This window comes from Pseudomonas sp. AC112 (genome assembly GCF_979253545.1).
This window is the reverse complement of sequence record NZ_CEEDCM010000001.1, coordinates 2,360,825-2,378,149: the sequence shown is the minus strand read 5'-3', so window position 1 is coordinate 2,378,149 and position 17,325 is coordinate 2,360,825. Positions and strand designations below refer to the sequence as shown.

The 17,325-nt window shown below is 59.2% G+C and carries 11 protein-coding genes; 3 read left to right on the top strand and 8 right to left on the bottom strand.

Features of this window, described 5'->3' with window-relative positions; genetic code table 11:
- Positions 1 to 66 precede the first annotated feature (66 nt).
- The 5 genes from pstB to AC0IYN_RS10915 all read right to left on the bottom strand — a co-directional run bounded on the left by pstB (position 67) and on the right by AC0IYN_RS10915 (position 7,646).
- Positions 67 to 900, bottom strand: coding sequence for a phosphate ABC transporter ATP-binding protein PstB (gene pstB / locus AC0IYN_RS10935; protein ID WP_010207582.1), 834 nt, complete (start codon positions 898 to 900; stop codon positions 67 to 69).
- 187 nt (positions 901 to 1,087) lie between these two features.
- The gene (gene pstA, locus AC0IYN_RS10930) at positions 1,088 to 2,758 is read right to left on the bottom strand and encodes a phosphate ABC transporter permease PstA (RefSeq protein WP_025856392.1); all 1,671 of its coding nucleotides are present in this window, start codon (positions 2,756 to 2,758) and stop codon (positions 1,088 to 1,090) included.
- Positions 2,759 to 2,773: 15 nt separating this feature from the next.
- Positions 2,774 to 4,807, bottom strand: a complete 2,034-nt coding sequence (locus tag AC0IYN_RS10925; protein ID WP_406596265.1) for an ABC transporter permease subunit — start codon at positions 4,805 to 4,807, stop codon at positions 2,774 to 2,776.
- A gap of 384 nt (positions 4,808 to 5,191) precedes the next feature.
- Positions 5,192 to 6,178: a phosphate ABC transporter substrate-binding protein PstS gene (locus AC0IYN_RS10920; protein ID WP_016978637.1), complete on the bottom strand. Its 987-nt coding sequence runs from the start codon at positions 6,176 to 6,178 to the stop codon at positions 5,192 to 5,194.
- Positions 6,179 to 6,356: 178 nt separating this feature from the next.
- Entirely contained in the window at positions 6,357 to 7,646 is a 1,290-nt protein-coding gene (locus tag AC0IYN_RS10915) for an MFS transporter (RefSeq protein ID WP_406596251.1), read from the bottom strand.
- A gap of 454 nt (positions 7,647 to 8,100) precedes the next feature.
- Here AC0IYN_RS10915 and AC0IYN_RS10910 point away from each other — a divergent pair, with 454 nt between their 5' ends.
- The 3 genes from AC0IYN_RS10910 (at position 8,101) to AC0IYN_RS10900 (ending at position 15,225) form a co-directional block, all read left to right on the top strand.
- A complete protein-coding gene (locus AC0IYN_RS10910; protein ID WP_003176975.1) occupies positions 8,101 to 8,505 on the top strand; it encodes an acyl-CoA thioesterase in 405 nt (134 codons plus the stop codon).
- 58 nt (positions 8,506 to 8,563) lie between these two features.
- Positions 8,564 to 9,463, top strand: coding sequence for a D-hexose-6-phosphate mutarotase (locus AC0IYN_RS10905; protein ID WP_406596250.1), 900 nt, complete (start codon positions 8,564 to 8,566; stop codon positions 9,461 to 9,463).
- Between the two features lie 113 nt (positions 9,464 to 9,576).
- On the top strand, positions 9,577 to 15,225 hold the full coding sequence (locus tag AC0IYN_RS10900) for a hypothetical protein (protein WP_471841406.1): 5,649 nt from the start codon (positions 9,577 to 9,579) through the stop codon (positions 15,223 to 15,225).
- Positions 15,226 to 15,270: 45 nt separating this feature from the next.
- Here AC0IYN_RS10900 and AC0IYN_RS10895 read toward each other — a convergent pair whose 3' ends face one another.
- The 3 genes from AC0IYN_RS10895 to AC0IYN_RS10885 all read right to left on the bottom strand — a co-directional run bounded on the left by AC0IYN_RS10895 (position 15,271) and on the right by AC0IYN_RS10885 (position 17,323).
- Positions 15,271 to 15,807: a DUF3299 domain-containing protein gene (locus AC0IYN_RS10895; RefSeq protein ID WP_078050776.1), complete on the bottom strand. Its 537-nt coding sequence runs from the start codon at positions 15,805 to 15,807 to the stop codon at positions 15,271 to 15,273.
- 78 nt (positions 15,808 to 15,885) lie between these two features.
- Positions 15,886 to 16,131, bottom strand: coding sequence for a GlsB/YeaQ/YmgE family stress response membrane protein (locus tag AC0IYN_RS10890; protein WP_015886585.1), 246 nt, complete (start codon positions 16,129 to 16,131; stop codon positions 15,886 to 15,888).
- A gap of 106 nt (positions 16,132 to 16,237) precedes the next feature.
- Positions 16,238 to 17,323, bottom strand: a complete 1,086-nt coding sequence (locus AC0IYN_RS10885) for a 5-(carboxyamino)imidazole ribonucleotide synthase (RefSeq protein ID WP_457247617.1) — start codon at positions 17,321 to 17,323, stop codon at positions 16,238 to 16,240.
- Positions 17,324 to 17,325: the final 2 nt, after the last annotated feature.

The following is a 17,325-nucleotide window of genomic DNA, read 5'->3' as shown; positions in this document are numbered from 1 at the left end:
GCGTCCTTGGAGCGTCCGGTAAGGTGCGGAAAACCGCAGCGTCAGTGCAATCAGAACCACAGCTTCCTAGCCGTAGCGACCGGTGATGTAGTCTTCGGTCTGCTTCTTCGCCGGATTGGTGAACAGGGTGTCGGTGTCGCCGAATTCCACCAGCTTGCCCATGTACATGAACGCGGTGTAGTCGGAAACCCGCGCCGCCTGTTGCATGTTGTGGGTCACGATGACGATGGTGAACTTGGACTTGAGCTCGTAGATCAGCTCTTCGACTTTCAGTGTCGAGATCGGGTCGAGTGCCGAGCAAGGTTCGTCGAGCAGCAGTACTTCCGGCTCAACGGCGATGGTGCGGGCAATGACCAGACGCTGTTGCTGGCCGCCAGACAGGCCGAGGGCCGATTCGTGCAGACGGTCCTTCACTTCGTCCCACAGCGCCGCGCCTTTCAAGGCCCATTCGACTGCTTCGTCGAGGATGCGTTTCTTGTTGATGCCCTGGATGCGCAGGCCGTAGACCACGTTTTCGTAGATGGTCTTGGGGAACGGGTTGGGCTTCTGGAACACCATGCCCACGCGGCGACGCAGCTCGGCCACGTCTTCGCCCTTGCGGTAGATGTTGGTGCCGTAGAGGTTAATCGCACCATCTACGCGGCAGCCGTCCACCAGGTCGTTCATGCGGTTGAAAGTACGCAGCAGCGTGGACTTGCCGCAGCCCGACGGGCCGATGAAGGCGGTCACGCGCTGCTTGGGGATGTTCATGCTGACGTCGAACAGCGCCTGCTTTTCACCGTAGTACAGGCTCAGGCCCGGCACTTCGATGGCCACGGTTTCCTGGGCCAGGCTCAGGCTCTGCTTGTCGCGACCCAGGGCAGACATGTTGATGCCGTGAGTGTGGGTGTCTTGTTGCATGGGATGCTCCCTGTGCTACCAATTCGTTTCGTTGAACCGCCGGGGCGGTTTACTCAAAAATCTGTGTCTGGCGCTGACCCCTGTGGGAGCTGGCTTGCCTGCGATGGCATCACCGCGGTGTACCTGCTAAACCGAGTCGCCTGCATCGCAGGCAAGCCAGCTCCCACATTGACCGTGTCCGGCCCGCTTAGCTGTCCAACGCTTTGTATTTTTCGCGCAGGTGGTTACGGATCCACACCGCCGACAAGTTGAGCGTGGCGATCACCAGCACCAGCAGCAACGCGGTGGCGTACACCAGCGGCCGTGCGGCTTCGACGTTGGGACTCTGGAAGCCGACGTCATAAATATGGAAGCCCAGGTGCATGATCTTCTGGTCCAGGTGCAGGTACGGGTAGTTGCCATCCAGCGGCAGTGACGGCGCCAGTTTCACCACGCCGACCAGCATCAGCGGCGCCACTTCACCGGCGGCGCGGGCCACGGCGAGGATCATGCCGGTCATCATCGCCGGGCTGGCCATCGGCAGCACGATCTTCCACAGCGTTTCCGCCTTGGTCGCGCCGAGTGCCAGGGAGCCTTCACGGACGGTACGAGGAATCCGCGCCAGGCCTTCTTCGGTGGCCACGATCACCACCGGCACCGCCAGCAGCGCCAGGGTCAGCGAGGCCCACAACAGGCCCGGGGTACCGAAGGTCGGGGCCGGCAGGGCTTCGGCGAAGAACAGGCGGTCAACCGAACCGCCCAATACATACACGAAGAAGCCCAGTCCGAACACGCCGTAGACGATGGCCGGTACACCGGCCAGGTTGTTCACGGCGATACGGATGACGCGGGTCAGGGTGTTCTGCTTGGCGTATTCACGCAGGTACACCGCCGCCAGCACGCCAAACGGAGTGACGATCATCGCCATGATCAGGGTCATCATCACGGTGCCGAAGATAGCCGGGAAGATCCCGCCTTCGGTGTTGGCTTCCCGTGGGTCATCGCTGAGGAATTCCCAGACCTTGCTGAAGTAGAAGCCGACCTTGGTGATCGTACCCATGGCATTCGGCTGGTAGGCGTGCACCACTTTGCCGATGCCGATTTCGACTTCCTTGCCGTTGCCGTCGCGGGCAGTCAGCGCGTCGCGGTTGAACTGGGCGTGCAGGTCGGCCAGGCGGGCTTCGATGTCTTGGTAACGGGCATTCAGCTCGGCGCGGTCGGCATCCATGTCGGCTTGGGCGGCGGCGTCGAGCTTGCCTTCCAGCTCCAGCTTGCGGCCGTGCAGGCGGATGCGCTCCAAACCGGCGTTGATCGCGCCGATGTCGGATTTTTCCAGGGTCTTGAGCTGGGCCGCCAGCTTGTTCACCCGGTCGACGCGGGCCTGCAGCTCCGGCCATGCGGCTTCGCCTTCGGCGATGACCTTGCCGTCCTGCTTGACGTTGACCAGGGTGCCGTAGAAGTTGCCCCACTCACGACGCTCGATGGTCATCAGGTTCGCCGGCGTGGTCTGGTCCTTGAGCCACTCGCCGACGATCCAGGTGAAGTCGTTGCCGTTCAGGTCGCGGTTGCCGACCTTGATCAGCTCGCGGGTCATAAACTCCGGGCCTTGGTCCGGCACCGGCAGGCCTGCGCTTTTCAGGCGCTCGCGGGGGACTTCTTCTTTCTGCACCACTTCGCCGATGACGATATGGTTTGCCTGGCCCGGCACGTTGTAGTTGGCCTGGATCAGGTCGGCCGGCCAGAAGTGGCCCAAGCCACGCACGGCAATCACCGCCAGCAAACCAATGGTCATGATGACCGCGATGGACACCGCGCCACCACTGATCCAGACGCCGGGGGCGCCGCTCTTGAACCATCCATTCAGGGAGTTCTGTTTCACAGACTTCTACCTTTCTTAAAGCGACGAGTATTTCTTGCGCAGACGCTGACGGATCAGCTCCGCGAGGGTGTTCATGATGAAGGTGAACAACAGCAGCACCAGCGCCGAGAGGAACAGCACGCGGTAGTGACTGCCACCCACTTCCGACTCCGGCATTTCCACCGCAACGTTGGCCGCGAGCGTTCGCAGGCCTTCGAACAGGTTCATCTCCATCACCGGGGTGTTACCGGTGGCCATCAACACGATCATGGTCTCGCCGACAGCGCGGCCCATGCCGATCATCAGCGCCGAGAAAATGCCCGGGCTGGCGGTCAGGATCACCACGCGTGTCATGGTCTGCCACGGCGTGGCGCCCAAGGCCAGCGAGCCCAGGGTCAGGCCGCGTGGCACGCTGAACACGGCATCTTCGGCGATGGAGTAGATGTTCGGGATCACTGCGAAGCCCATGGCCAAACCCACCACCAGAGCGTTGCGCTGGTCGTAGGTAATGCCCAGGTCATGGGAAATCCACATGCGCATGTCGCCGCCGAAGAACCAGGTTTCCAGGTACGGGCTCATGTACAGCGAGAGCCAGCCCACAAACAGGATCACCGGGATCAGGATCGCGCTTTCCCAGCCATCGGGAACCCGCAGGCGCAGGGATTCAGGCAGGCGACTGAAGACGAAACCGGCCACTAGAATGCCAATCGGCAGCAGCATCAACAGACTGAAAATGCCCGGTAGATGCCCTTCCACATACGGCGCCAGGAACAGGCCCGCGAAGAAGCCGAGGATCACCGTCGGCATCGCTTCCATCAATTCGATCACCGGCTTGACCTTGCGGCGCAGGCTCGGGGCCATGAAGTAGGCAGTGTAGATCGCTGCCGCAACGGCCAGTGGTGCAGCCAGCAGCATGGCGTAGAACGCCGCCTTCAAGGTGCCGAAGGTCAGCGGGGCCAGGCTCATCTTGGGTTCGAAATCGGTGTTGGCAGCGGTCGATTGCCAGACGTATTTAGGCTCGTCGTAGTTTTCGTACCAAACCTTGCTCCACAGTGCACTCCAGGACACTTCCGGGTGCGGGTTATCGAGCAGCAACGGTTGCAGCTTGCCGCCAGCTTCGACGATCACGCGGTTGGCGCGTGGCGACATGCCGTACACGCCTTGGCCATCGACCACCGGGTCCACCAGCAGTGTGCGGTGCGCGGTGCTGTGGAACACGCCGAATTTGCCGGAAGCGTCGAGGGCGGTGAAGCCTTTGCGGCGCTCTTCGGCGGAGATTTCTACGATAGGCGCAGGGCCCATCTGGAAGGTACGGATCTGCTTGAAGCGCTGCTCGCCATCCGGGTCGCGGGCCATGAACCACTGGGCCAGGCCGCCCTTGGAGTTACCGATGATCAGCGAGATACCGCCCACCAACTGCGTGCTGGCGGTGACTTCAGCGTTACCGTCTTCGAGCAATTTGTAGCGACCGTTGAGGCTCTTGTCGCGCAGGCTGAACACGTCGGCCAGGGCGCGGCCGTTGATCACGTACAACCATTGCTGACGTGGGTCGATGAAGATCGCTTTCACCGGCTCGGTCATCTGCGGCAGTTCGATGCGCTTCTGCTCGCTGGTGACTTCGCCGGTCATCATGTTTTCTTCGCGGCTCAGGGACAGCACGTTCAAGTGCGAACCAGCGGAACCTGCAATCACCAAGGACGAGTCCGTGGCATTGAGGGCCACATGCTCCAGTGGGCGACCGGCGTCATCCAGCACGATCGGCGTTTCACCGTAAGGGTATTCGATCGCGGGGGTAATGGTTTTCTTGCCGTCCGGGTAGGACACCTTATAGGTGTGGCGGAATACCAGGGATTGGCCATTGGACAGGCCGAGGATCACCAGCGGGCTACCGGGCTGGTCTTCACCGATAGACGCAACGCTGGTGCCGGCGGGCAGTGGCAGGTCGACACGCTTGAGTTCAGCACCGGTTTCCACATTAAAGAACAACGCCTGGCCCTTGTCGGAAACCCGCATGGCGACTTGGTTCTGTTCTTCGAGGGAGATCATCAGCGGCTTGCCCGCGTCCTGGATCCAGGCCGGGGTCAGGGCGTCTTCCTTGGTCAATGAGGCACCCTGGAACAGCGGCGCGACGACGTAAGCCAGGAAGAAGAAAATCAGGGTGATCGCGCCGAGGACGGCGAGGCCGCCGACCAGCACATACCAACGGGTCAGGCGATCCTTGAGCGCGCGAATGCGGCGCTTGCGTTGCAGCTCAGGCGTATTGAAGTCAATGCGCTTGGGGGGAGAAGTCGTCGTCATGGTGGAATTGGCCAGATCATTCATGCGCACACCCTAGCGATCCTGTATGACAGAAAGATGACAGTGCAGTGACGCAACAAATCCGCCGCGAAGCTAGGCTGGCAGCGGACTAGAAAATTCGGATGCGGAGCCGGCAGGCCGGCCCCGCAGAGGCAATCAGTTGCCTTCTTTCAGACCCAGGTCAGCCAGGGCCTTGGCGGCGACTTTGGCTGGCAGTGGGATGTAGCCGTCTTTCACCACAACTTCCTGGCCCTGCTTGGACAGAACCAGCTTCACGAACTCAGCTTCCAGCGGGGCCAGAGGCTTGTTCGGGGCTTTGTTGACGTACACGTAGAGGAAACGCGACAGCGGGTATTTACCGTTCAGGGCGTTTTCTTCACTGTCTTCGATGAAGTCAGTGCTGCCTTTCTTGGCCAGGGCCACGGTTTTCACGCTGGCGGTCTTGTAGCCGATGCCCGAGTAACCGATGCCGTTCAGCGAGGAGCTGATCGACTGCACGACCGAAGCCGAGCCGGGTTGTTCGTTCACGTTTGGCTTGTAGTCGCCTTTGCACAGGGCTTCTTCTTTGAAGTAGCCGTAGGTGCCGGATACCGAGTTACGACCGAACAGTTGCACCGGCTTGTTGGCCAGGTCGCCGGTCACACCCAGGTCGCCCCAGGTTTTCACGTCGGCTTTGCCACCGCACAGGCGCGTCGAGGAGAAGATCGCGTCGACTTGTTCCATGGTCAGGTGCTGGATCGGGTTGTCCTTGTGCACGAACACGGCCAGGGCATCCACGGCAACCGGGATAGCGGTTGGCTTGTAGCCGTACTTCTGCTCGAAGGCCGCCAGTTCGGTGTCCTTCATCTTGCGGCTCATCGGGCCCAGGTTGGAGGTGCCTTCAGTCAGCGCAGGTGGCGCGGTAGCGGAGCCAGCAGCTTGAATCTGGATGTTGACGTTCGGGTATTCCTTTTTGTAACCCTCGGCCCACAGGGTCATCAGGTTAGCCAGGGTATCGGAACCGACGCTGGACAAGTTGCCCGACACACCAGTGGTCTTAACGTAAGCCGGAATTGCCGGATCAACACCAGCGGCCACCGCGTTGGCGGTCGCAACGCCAGCAGCGACAAAAGTCATTGCCGCCATCAAACGTTTCAGTTTCATGCCTTGCTCCTAGCAGATAGGGATAGTTGGATCGGGGCCAAGTATCGGGAGGCCGTGTGAACACTCTATGTCTGCAATGTGACAGTTAGATGAAAGGCCACTATCGGCAAGGTGAAGGGGCGCAGCGAGGAGTTGCCATCGCTCCCACGCAGGGCGCGGGAGCGAGCATGTCAAGGAATCAGCGTGCGCGCTTCCACAGATACCCACCCACCAACATCCCCATCACACACAGGGCAGCCACGTAGTAAGACGGCCCCATCGGGCTTTCCTTCATCAGCAGCGACACCGCCAACGGCGTCAGGCCGCCGAAAATGGCGTAGGCCACGTTGTAGGAGAACGACAACCCGCTGAAACGCACCACCGGCGGGAAGGCCTTGACCATGACGTAAGGCACTACGCCAATGGTGCCTACAAACAGACCGGTCAGCGTGTACAGCGGGAACAGCCAGTCCGGGTGAGCGATGAGGCTGTGATAGAGGGTCCAGGAGGTTGCCAGCAACAGCGCGCAACCGACGATCAGCACGCGGCCAGCACCGAAGCGGTCCGCCAGGGCACCCGAGGCTATGCAGCCCAGGCTCAAGGCGACGATGGCCAGGCTGTTGGCCTGCAGCGCAACGGTGGCGCTGAAGTGATAGACCGTTTGCAGCACGGTCGGGGTCATCAGGATGACAACGACGATACCGGCCGACAGCAGCCAGGTCAGCAGCATCGACAGCACAATGGCGCCCCGGTGATCCCGCAGTACTGCACGCAATGGCAGCTCGGCGGCCAGGGTCTTGCGTTGCTGCATCTCGGCGAAGATCGGTGTTTCATGCAGCCAGCGGCGCAGGTACACCGACAACAGGCCGAACACGCCGCCGAGCAGGAACGGGATACGCCAGGCGTAATCCGAGACCTGCTCCGGGCTATAAATAGTGTTGATCGCCGTGGCCACCAGCGAGCCCAGCAGGATCCCGGCCGTCAGGCCGCTGGTGAGGGTGCCGCAGGCATAGCCGATATGGCGTGGCGGAACGTGCTCGGAGACGAACACCCAGGCGCCGGGTACTTCGCCGCCGATTGCCGCGCCCTGGATAATGCGCATCAGCAGCAGCAGGACCGGCGCCCACAGGCCGATCTGCGCGTAAGTTGGCAGCAGGCCCATGATCAGGGTCGGCACGGCCATCATGAAGATGCTCAGGGTGAACATCTTCTTGCGGCCCAGCAGGTCACCGAAGTGCGCCATGATGATGCCGCCCAGGGGACGTGCCAGGTAGCCGGCAGCGAAGATGCCAAAGGTCTGCATCATGCGCAGCCATTCGGGCATGTCCACGGGGAAGAACAGTTTCCCGACCACGGTGGCGAAAAACACGAAAATGATGAAGTCATAAAACTCCAGCGCCCCGCCCAAGGCAGACAGCGACAGGGTTTTGTAGTCGTTGCGGGTCAGCGGGCGCGAAGGTTGCGCACTGCTTGCGGGCACGGAGGACATGGCAAGGCTTCTCTTATAGTAATCAGGACGGCAAGCGGGACTTGCGGCAGGTTTGGCAAGATAGCAAATCGCTAGAAAAAGCACAGCGTCGAGCGGATAACAGTTCCAGGCCGTGAAATATTCCACATTCCTGCTCTTTATCTGCACGCAGAAGCACAGTTGCCGGAAAAAGCCGCGATACAGCCGCCAATTGCCGACCAAATGAGCGCCCAGAGGTCGTCGTGGCGCCAGGGTCTCGATATACTCGGCCCTTGCAAGCGCAAGAACCGCAGTCTTGAGGGGCTGCTGTGCCAAAACGTCGTTGGGTGCCATCCAGCCGATTTGGCAGAGTTTCCCTTTAGTACGCCTTACGAGAAACGCATCACGCGGTGTATGTTGGTGCTGAAACGTTTTTTTCGAAGACGGCTATCCACTTGAAATACCCACGAAGCGTTACGGGTCAGAGGCCCTCGGCATGATCGAACTCGAACAAGAAGATCCTATCCCGCAAGGCGATCTAGCCCTGCAAATCACCGCGCTCCCGCGTGAAACCAACGGTTTCGGCGACATCTTCGGCGGCTGGCTGGTCGCGCAGATGGACCTGGCTGGCACCGCAATGGCCAGCAAGGTCGCAGGCGGCCGCGTGGCCACCGTGGCCATTGATCGCATGGCGTTCCTGGTGCCGGTCGCCGTGGGCGCGCAGCTGTCCTTCTATACCCAGGCCTTGGAAATCGGCCGCAGCTCGATCCAGATGATGGTCGAGGTGTGGAGCGACGACCCGCTGTCCAGCGAATGGCGCAAGGTTACCGAGGCGGTATTCGTGTTTGTCGCCATCGATGGCAGCGGTCGTACGCGTTCGGTTCCGTCGCGCGCACGTTAAACCTCACCGGGTTTTGACGGTCAATTGCCCCATTGCCTGCCATAAAGAGTGCTTTGTTATGCCGACGCCCCACGTTGAAACCGTGAAAATCGACGAACTGGATTGCTGGCGTATCCGCCACAAGGGTGCCGAAGTGATGGTGGCCCAACAAGGTGCGCATATCTTCAGTTACCAGCGTGACGGCGAGCAGCCGCTGATCTGGCCAAATCCTGAAGCGGTGTTCAAAAAGGGCAAGGGTATTCGTACCGGCGTACCGGTGTGCTGGCCGTGGTTTGGCGTGTTTGACCGCAACCCGCAGAGCGTGAAGGCAATGCGCCAGAGCGAGCAGCCAGCCGGCGCCCACGGCTTTGTGCGCACCGCGTTGTGGGAACTGGCCGCGACCGAGCTTGAAGGTGAAGCGCTCCGTGTGGACCTGGTACTGCCGGTGCCGGCAGGCGGCTTTCCTGGCTGGCCTCACCACGTTGACCTGACACTGAGCCTGCTGCTGGATGAGCAACTGCATATCCGCCTGACCAGCCACAACCGTGGCACCGACACCGTCACCCTCAGCCAGGCGCTGCACACCTACTTCGCTGTAAGCGATGTGCGCAATGTGCAGGTCGAAGGACTGGACGGGCGTGCCTATATCGACACCGCCGATGGCTGGACCGAGAAGACACAATCCGGCCTGCTGCACTTCACCGCCGAGACTGATCGCATCTACCTCGATACGCCGCCCCAGCTGAATATTGTCGACAAAGACTGGCAGCGTCGCATTCAGCTCACTGCCGAGGGTTCGAAATCGACAGTGATCTGGAACCCATGGACCGAACGCGCCAAGGCGTTTGATGACATGGCCGATGATGGGTGGAAAGGCATGCTGTGCATCGAAACGGCGAATGTACTGGACGATGTGGTGGTGCTGGCGCCAAGTGAGAGGCACACACTGCAGGTGAGCATCACTGCCATACCCTCGTAAACGTCACGGCTGACGTCCGTGACACGGGGGACGATGACATTACTATGTAGGTCCATATGCCAGAACAGCCTCGCTAAAGTGCGAAAATCGCACCTTATAGCAGAGGCAACACGATGGTCCCCTCTCCCCAGGAAGTACTGCAACAGCCCCCCGCCGACGTGGCCGAACTCATGGCCACGTGCAATAACACTCTTATCGCGACACTTAACGCTCAGCCCTCACTGACCTTTTGCGCAAATACGCAGGTATTGGAAGAGATCAACGGATTGTTTGATCGTTACTCAACCCAACACATCTACCTGAAATCCCCAGAAGACACCTTGACTGACCCGCCCACTGAGCACGACAGGGCGTTGATAGCCCTAGTGAATGATGCCTTGCATCAATGCCGAATTCCGGATTATTTCGACCCGCGTCATGACTTCTATCTCTATAAAAACAACACGTTCACTCGACTCGACGATACAAGCCAGCTAACCATCAGAACCCTGATAAATACCTTGCTGACGCCTGACTATTATCTGAATAGTCTCAACCGATACTGGAGCGCCAATCACAGCGCAACCCAGCAGCCGCATCAAAGCCTCATCGCTCAAACCGTCGCGCTGTTGATCCAGTGCGAGGCATCATTGAGATTCGAAACGGCCTCACTTGGCCCCGCCAGCGCTGCCCTGATACGGCAACTGAGCCCCCCCTCCCCGCCAGAAACGCTGAATATCTTTCACCTTGGCCTGCAAGATACAGCGCACACCGACGAAATTGCATTGATCGGTGCATTTGCCATCTGCACGTGGCCACCGGGCGAATACCCAACCGCCAACCCCACAGTGCTTTACCTGCCTGGCCATGGCCTGGCTGAATTTGCCAGCCCCATGGCACTGAAAACACATTTGAAGCAACGTCTTAAAAGCGTGCTTGGACGTCAGCAACTGATGGTCAGCGTCGCCCATCGGCAACACTCGGCGTTCGACAGTCTGGCGCAACGAGTAAGCCAAAGCGGGCGTGTCAATCTGATACCTGTCACTGCCACTGAGCACTTTTTCAACCTTCAGATCAACCTGCTAATCGCCAAGCAACGCCAGGATATCGAACACCATTGGTCCATCAGCCGCAGTGCTGCAGAGGGCATGATTGGAATAATCAACCAGGCGGCCGACCTTGTCCCGCTGCTGAACTTCAGCGCAGCCATCGAGCGATACGCCCGCAGGCACTTAACCCTCAACGCACGACGCAGGGAGCAGACACGCGCTGCTCAGCAACACCTGATACAGCAAAAAACCTACCGATCAATTGATTTCGCGGGGTTGCTGGTACAGCTGAAAAATCTCCAGGCGCACGCTGAGCAGCAGCCGCTGGCACAACAGTTCTTTAAACCTCATAGCCAATCACCGCTGTACAAAGCATCCGCGCCGGCAGTGAGCGTCTTGCAAAAACTGAAGAATGACATCGACTTTTCAGCCTGGCTGAGCGAGCGCTTGAGAGCAAAAGAGGAGGGCTGGAATTCTTTGGTCACAATCGAAAAGCTCATCAATAACCTGCCGCCCGTGGTGGATTCACCACTCACTCGCTTTACCATTCAGGACGTGCTGCTGCCACTGAGCGAGGTGCCCAGATACTGGCGCAATGATATCCATGTACTGATAGCGGCGCGGCGCGACATTGGTGATGGTATTCGAGAAGACGGCACTGTCCGGCTTGATCTTGCGCTCAAGTTCTACGGTGCCCACGTCGCCACCGATGACCCGCTCCAGCGAGTGATTACGGTACTGCAGGAGCGCGCCGCCACGCTATCACTGGAGATGGAGGAAGGCCGCTTACCTTTTGACGACATCATTGACGAGCAAGATGATGCCCGCCTGCGACGCTGGCTTGATCACCATCAATTGACGGCTCCCCGTTCAATATTCATGCAACTGACCGAAGATTTTTTGACGCCACAACGCGAAGTAGAGGCATTGAGGACACCCACGGTGATACTCGAACAATGGCTCAATACTCCGCAATGCTTAGCGTTAGGCAAACAACTGGTCAAGGAACTGGATTGGTATACGGCCGAAGATGAAACACCACCGGTAAAAGTACTACGCGACTTGGTCTGGCGGGCACTTTACCTGCACGTTGAGGGCCCAACTGGCAGTGCTCAAGAGGCTGTCGCCGGGGAACAAATAGCAACGTCACGGCACTGGGGTAACAGCTATAGCTTTATTCGCCGACACATTGAGCAGTCCCTCAGCCGCAAGCACCAACTCACCCCCGGCGGTGTGCAACTGGCCCTGCGCTTGGTGCAACAGGCTTCTCCTGCGGAAATCTGGGTGAGGGGCATTCCCGACGATCTGCATTACGCCAGCTCCATCGCCTGGGTGAACTTCAAGGCTGGCGTGACGCTTGCGCAAGCGATTGCACCCGGCGCTGCGCAACACATGACATTCCAACAATTGCTCGGGCTGCTGGCAACAGCAAGCCAGAGCGCGACGCCTGAGCAAAAAATAGTCATTTCGTTAGCTAGATTGGGGCCAACGCTGGAATGGGCCAAAGCGAATGGAGTACTAACAACTGAAAAAGCCGACATCACCCCTGAACAAGCCCAATTGGCCGTAGAAGCCTTGGAGCAACACGAGCACGAAATAATCCAGGCAACCGAAACGATTGCTCAAAACCCTCCTGGCCGCTGGCGCTTTACCACGGATGAAGCATTCGACCGCGGGTTCAGTGATTACCTGAGCGGGGTCAAAGAAGCCTACAAAACCTTGATCAGAGCCTTGCTGCCTAACCTGCCGTTGTCTGATCGTAACGCCATCGAAAACGGCCAGGTAACACTATATGCACTGCGCCAGGAGCTTCGCGACTTGCAAGTTCAGCACGAAACTGCGCAGAACATCGCTGCCGCCAGAGGCCGCCACGGTTTCATCATCCGAGCCCAGGTCAATCACCATACTACTTATTATGAGGTGTTCCCCCGGGCTGCATTGATCCGCGCGCGCCCAGATATTCAAACGCTGACGATCAACGGCGAAATTGTCGTGAGAAGAACGGGGGGCTCAACCCGCTCGAGCAGGGGAACCTTTCGACTTGCGACCTCCCTGCCGTTCGACTGGGCAGCCTACCAACACGGCCAACGCCCTCGGGACGCTGTGTCCAGCCTTGTGATCGCCGAGCAGATCGGACACGTGTTACCAGCCACCGCACCCGCTCCTTCCGAGACTGGGCGAACAGTACAATCCGGGTCTTCAGTGCGCAGTCGACAGCTGGCAACCATCGTTGCCAACGATCTATTTCACACTGACGAATCTCAGCTCAAATTGGCTGCCCAGCGTAACGTTTCCGAGTTTGATGCCGCACAACAAGCCGTTGACGAAATGATCGACTACGCCAAGATGCTCGTACCCTTCTGGGGCGGTATCGAGGACATCCTCTCGGGTGATCCGCAACGCGTGGAGCGCGGAGGGTTATCGTTGTTCACCGACTTGATCTCCTCCATATCTCCACTCAGTACTTTCGTTGGCGGTTCGGTACGCATGATTGCACAAGCAGCAAGAATCAGTTTTCAGGCCGCGTTGCCGAGGTTCGCCACCCTCACCAAAACGCTCTTGTTGGGCGCCCTCAGAGAGTTAAACCCGCTGGAAGCCGTGCCATCTCTGCTCAAACTCGCGGGCTTAAGTATGTTGCGGCTCAGCGCTGCCGGCATGCGTCAGGTAGACGCAGGCGTGGCGTTGTTCAAAAAAACCCTCATCAATCCCACGATCGTACCCCCCGGCCGAGCACTACAGTCGGTAGACCCGCGAGTCTGGAAACCCCTTGAACCGCAGGACAGCCTGTTCACCGTGGCCGGCATGGACCATGTTCCCATGCGCAGTGTCGGGACCGACCTGTTGCCCGAGTATCGCCTGATCAACCCACGGACCAATACCGTGTTCGGCCCCCGGTACATTCCAGTGGGGGCAGAGGGCCTGCAACGAATTCCGGATATTGACGACTACATCGCCCCCCTCTCGTATGAACAAACCGCGGAATTCAGCCGTCGGGCCAACGGTGTCTATGATGGAAAAAATCAGCAGAGCTATGTTCGCTCACGCGGCCAATGGTACGTCGTCGACACTCGCTACAGCCTCACAGGTGACACTGAGTTCTATATTGTTCACCCGCACAACAAGACTCGCCCAATTTACCGCGTCGTCAATAAGGACGGGAGTTGGCTGCCGGTCGACGAAAGCGGGCATGCTGGCGGGAAAAGGTTGGAGGAGCTTAGAAAAGCGAATGCTGCAAAGTCCGCCGGCTACGGGAAAGAGTTCGAGAAGATGAATATCGCCACAAACCGGCTGGATGAGGCCGCCAAATCGACGGAATTCAACACCACAAACGCTCTGTTTGATAGATCTCTCCTGCACTGGGAGGCCACTAAAGAACTGGGGATGCTGCACACGAAGAACAACGTATTGCCAGTATTCGTACCCGAAGATTTTGTTACCACACCGGACCTCGGCAGGGCGCGACTGATCGGGAGCATTGATACGGCTGACAATCTCAGCCCGCGCTATACGGCAGTCATTGATAGCCTGGAAGGCTACTTGGACGCTCAGAAGAAACATCTTCAACGGTTGTTGGATACCGGCGGCATAAGTAAAAAAGACGCAAGGTATAAAGAGTTCACCGTTTTTTTTGTCTCTAAAAAAAAGGCCGTGGGCACCATAATCGAACAGGCCACGGTGTTTAAGTCATTACTGGACGAAGACTTGGAACGCATGCTGGATGCCCTGGATAAGCTCCCAGTGAAAAAAGCCGGGCCTTCACGCGCGACCCTCCCACCGCCTGGCGCGGCGAAACCGCCGTCCGCCTCCCCCGTGCCGCAGGCGCCCGTGAACCCTGCGCCGAAAGATCAACTCTCGATAATGATCGCCGGCGATGAGCCCCGCACCTCTCTCACCGTCGTCGCCAAGCCGAGAGCCGGGAATAATGATGTCGCCGACGTTTTCGATGCGGATGGTAAGCGCATCCTCACCTATATCAAGGTCGGCGAAGACAAGCTCTGGATCAGATCGACCATCCACATCGAAGAACCGAGTGGATTGGCCTCTTCCAGCCAGGCGACTATTACCCAGCAGCTGGAAGGTGCGGTCGAGAAAATGCAACACATGATTGAGGAGCATAATGACCTCATCGTGTTTTACCGGAACAAAGCTGCAGCCGAACCCGCGGGTGCCGAAGCCCTCATCAGGTCCGGCGGGACCAAGCTCAATCAGGGAGCCGATGACCTTCAGGCGGCGTGCATCGCCATTACCGATGAGGCAACCAAAAAAGTTCTGCTGGAGCAAGTGGCCCACTTCAGGGAGACCGCAACCAACTACAACATTATGGCGAAAATCGTGCGTGTGAATCTGACTGTCAACCAAGCGCCCAATGCCAATGCGCTGGAGTTCTTGCACGACCAACCGGGAGTTCTGAGGATCCGCAAGACCCAGAATCGAGTTGCAGTTACCCGCGAGATACAAGAGCCTGGCAGCCGAACATGGACAAAAGTCCCCGACTTTCTGGACGAGTTCGAGATTTGCGCCAAGGATAGAATATGGGCCTATGCTCAAATACACTTTGAACAGGCCGCGCACAACGTCCCCGCCAGATGTCAGCTTATAACACCGGACCAGCGAGCGCTGAGGGCGGACGTTCAAACCCATGCTGCTCGCGAACGCTCGCGCTTGGATATTCACCGCACAGAGATCGATTGGTCAAAGGCCAGTAGGATGTTTTACCCAGCGCTGCCAAAATGAATCGACGCGCTCGTCATCTGCACCGGTACGTGGGACGACAACGGGTTAAAGATCCGACTCTTTGACCACCCGCACTTTCCCGGCATCCAGGGCATAGGCAGCATCGGCCAAGTCGTTGTTGACCTTCTCAACCTTGAGGGTGCCGGTGACCCACAGCGGCGTGTAGATATCATCCAGCTTCAGCCCCTTGGGATAACGCACCAGCACCAACTGGTTAGGCGGCGGTGGCGGCACGTGGATGCAGGCGCCTGGGTACGGCACCAGGAAAAACAACGTGCTGCGCCCCTTGGCGTCGGTTTCCAGTGGCACGGGATAACCGCCGATACGGATGTTCTTGCCATTCATGGCGGCCACGGTCTTGGTGGAATACATCACCGCCGGCAAGCCTTTGCTCTGTTTCAGGCCACCTTTGTCGGTGAACGTGCCTTGGGCTTCGGGAGAGTTGTGGTCGATCTCGGGCATGGCTTCGAGGGCTTTTTGATCCGACAGCGGCATCAGGTCGAGCCAGTCGGTTTCCGGCAGTTCGCCGGCGTGGACCAGGCCAGAGCCCAGTAGCAGGAGGGTAAACAGAAGACGGCGCATGGAGAGGCTCGACAAGGTTAACAGTGTCGGCATTCTAGCCCCCTGCGCCTGCGCAGCGCAGAGGGCCGTGACGCTAAATTATTTTTTTCGCAGCAGACCGTAGATCACCAGCAGCACGATGGCGCCGATCAGCGCGCCGAGGAAGCCGGCGCCCTGGCCTGCCTGGTAGATGCCCAGGGCCTGACCACCGTAGGTGGCGACCAGGGAACCTGCGATACCCAGCAGGATGGTCATGATCCAGCCCATGCTGTCGTCGCCAGGCTTGAGGAAACGCGCGAGCAGACCGACGATCAAGCCGATGAAGATGGTTCCGATGATACCCATGGCATTTCCCTCTGATTGAATGTGAGTCATGGCAAAGCCTAGTCAGGCTTTGCCATCCTGCAATCAGAGAGACGGCGGCAACCAATGGTTCCCGCCGATCCTTGGGTTATTGCTCGGCGATCAGCGCCTCGACCTTGAGGATCTGCGCCTCGAGGGTCGCACGGTCATTGCAACGCAGGTTGGCGTGGCCGACTTTGCGCCCGGCCTTGAAGGCCTTGCCGTAGTGATGCAGGTGGCAGTCGTCGATAGCGATGACTTTTTCCACCGGCGGTACCACACCGATAAAATTGAGCATGGCGCTCTCACCGACCTTGGCGGTGGAGCCCAGCGGCAAGCCCGCGATGGCCCGCAGGTGGTTCTCGAACTGGCTGCACTCGGCGCCTTCGGTGGTCCAGTGTCCGGAGTTGTGCACACGCGGGGCGATTTCATTGGCCTTGAGGCCATCGTCGACTTCAAAGAACTCGAACGCCATCACGCCGACGTAATCCAGTTGCTTGAGCACACGACTGGAATAGTCTTCGGCCAGGGCTTGCAGCGGGTGATCGGTGCTGGCCACGGACAGCTTGAGGATCCCGCTGTCGTGGGTGTTGTGCACCAACGGGTAGAAGCGGGTTTCACCGTCACGGGCACGCACGGCGATCAGCGAGACTTCGCCGGTGAACGGTACGAAGCCTTCGAGCAGGCAGGCTACGCTGCCCAGCTCGGCGAAGGTGCCGACCACATCGGCGGCGGTGCGCAGGACTTTCTGGCCCTTGCCGTCGTAACCCAGGGTGCGGGTTTTCAGCACGGCCGGCAGGCCGATGCTGGCGACTGCAGCGTCCAGGTCTGCCTGGGACTGGATATCGGCGAAGGCCGGGGTCGGGATGCCCAGGTCCTTGAACATGCTCTTCTCGAACCAACGGTCGCGGGCGATGCGCAGGGCTTCGGCGCTCGGGTACACCGGCACGAACTGCGACAGGAAGGCGACGGTTTCAGCCGGGACACTTTCGAACTCGAAGGTCACCAGGTCAACTTCGTCGGCCAGTTGGCGCAGGTGGTCCGGGTCGCTGTAGTCAGCGCGCAGGTGTTCACCCAGGGCAGCCGCACAGGCGTCCGGCGCCGGGTCCAGGAAAGCGAAGTTCATCCCCAGCGGGGTTCCCGCCAGGGCCAGCATGCGGCCCAGTTGGCCGCCACCGATTACACCGATTTTCATCG

Excerpts from the sequence above, each read along its gene's own strand:
- AC0IYN_RS10905 (WP_406596250.1), top strand. The coding sequence starts at position 8,564 with ATGCCGACGCCCCACGTTGAAACCGTGAAAATCGACGAACTGGATTGC.
- pstB (WP_010207582.1), bottom strand. The coding sequence starts at position 900 with ATGCAACAAGACACCCACACTCACGGCATCAACATGTCTGCCCTGGGT.
- AC0IYN_RS10915 (WP_406596251.1), bottom strand. The coding sequence starts at position 7,646 with ATGTCCTCCGTGCCCGCAAGCAGTGCGCAACCTTCGCGCCCGCTGACC.
- AC0IYN_RS10910 (WP_003176975.1), top strand. The coding sequence starts at position 8,101 with ATGATCGAACTCGAACAAGAAGATCCTATCCCGCAAGGCGATCTAGCC.
- AC0IYN_RS10885 (WP_457247617.1), bottom strand. The coding sequence starts at position 17,323 with ATGAAAATCGGTGTAATCGGTGGCGGCCAACTGGGCCGCATGCTGGCC.
- AC0IYN_RS10900 (WP_471841406.1), top strand. The coding sequence starts at position 9,577 with ATGGTCCCCTCTCCCCAGGAAGTACTGCAACAGCCCCCCGCCGACGTG.
- AC0IYN_RS10890 (WP_015886585.1), bottom strand. The coding sequence starts at position 16,131 with ATGGGTATCATCGGAACCATCTTCATCGGCTTGATCGTCGGTCTGCTC.
- AC0IYN_RS10895 (WP_078050776.1), bottom strand. The coding sequence starts at position 15,807 with ATGCGCCGTCTTCTGTTTACCCTCCTGCTACTGGGCTCTGGCCTGGTC.
- AC0IYN_RS10920 (WP_016978637.1), bottom strand. The coding sequence starts at position 6,178 with ATGAAACTGAAACGTTTGATGGCGGCAATGACTTTTGTCGCTGCTGGC.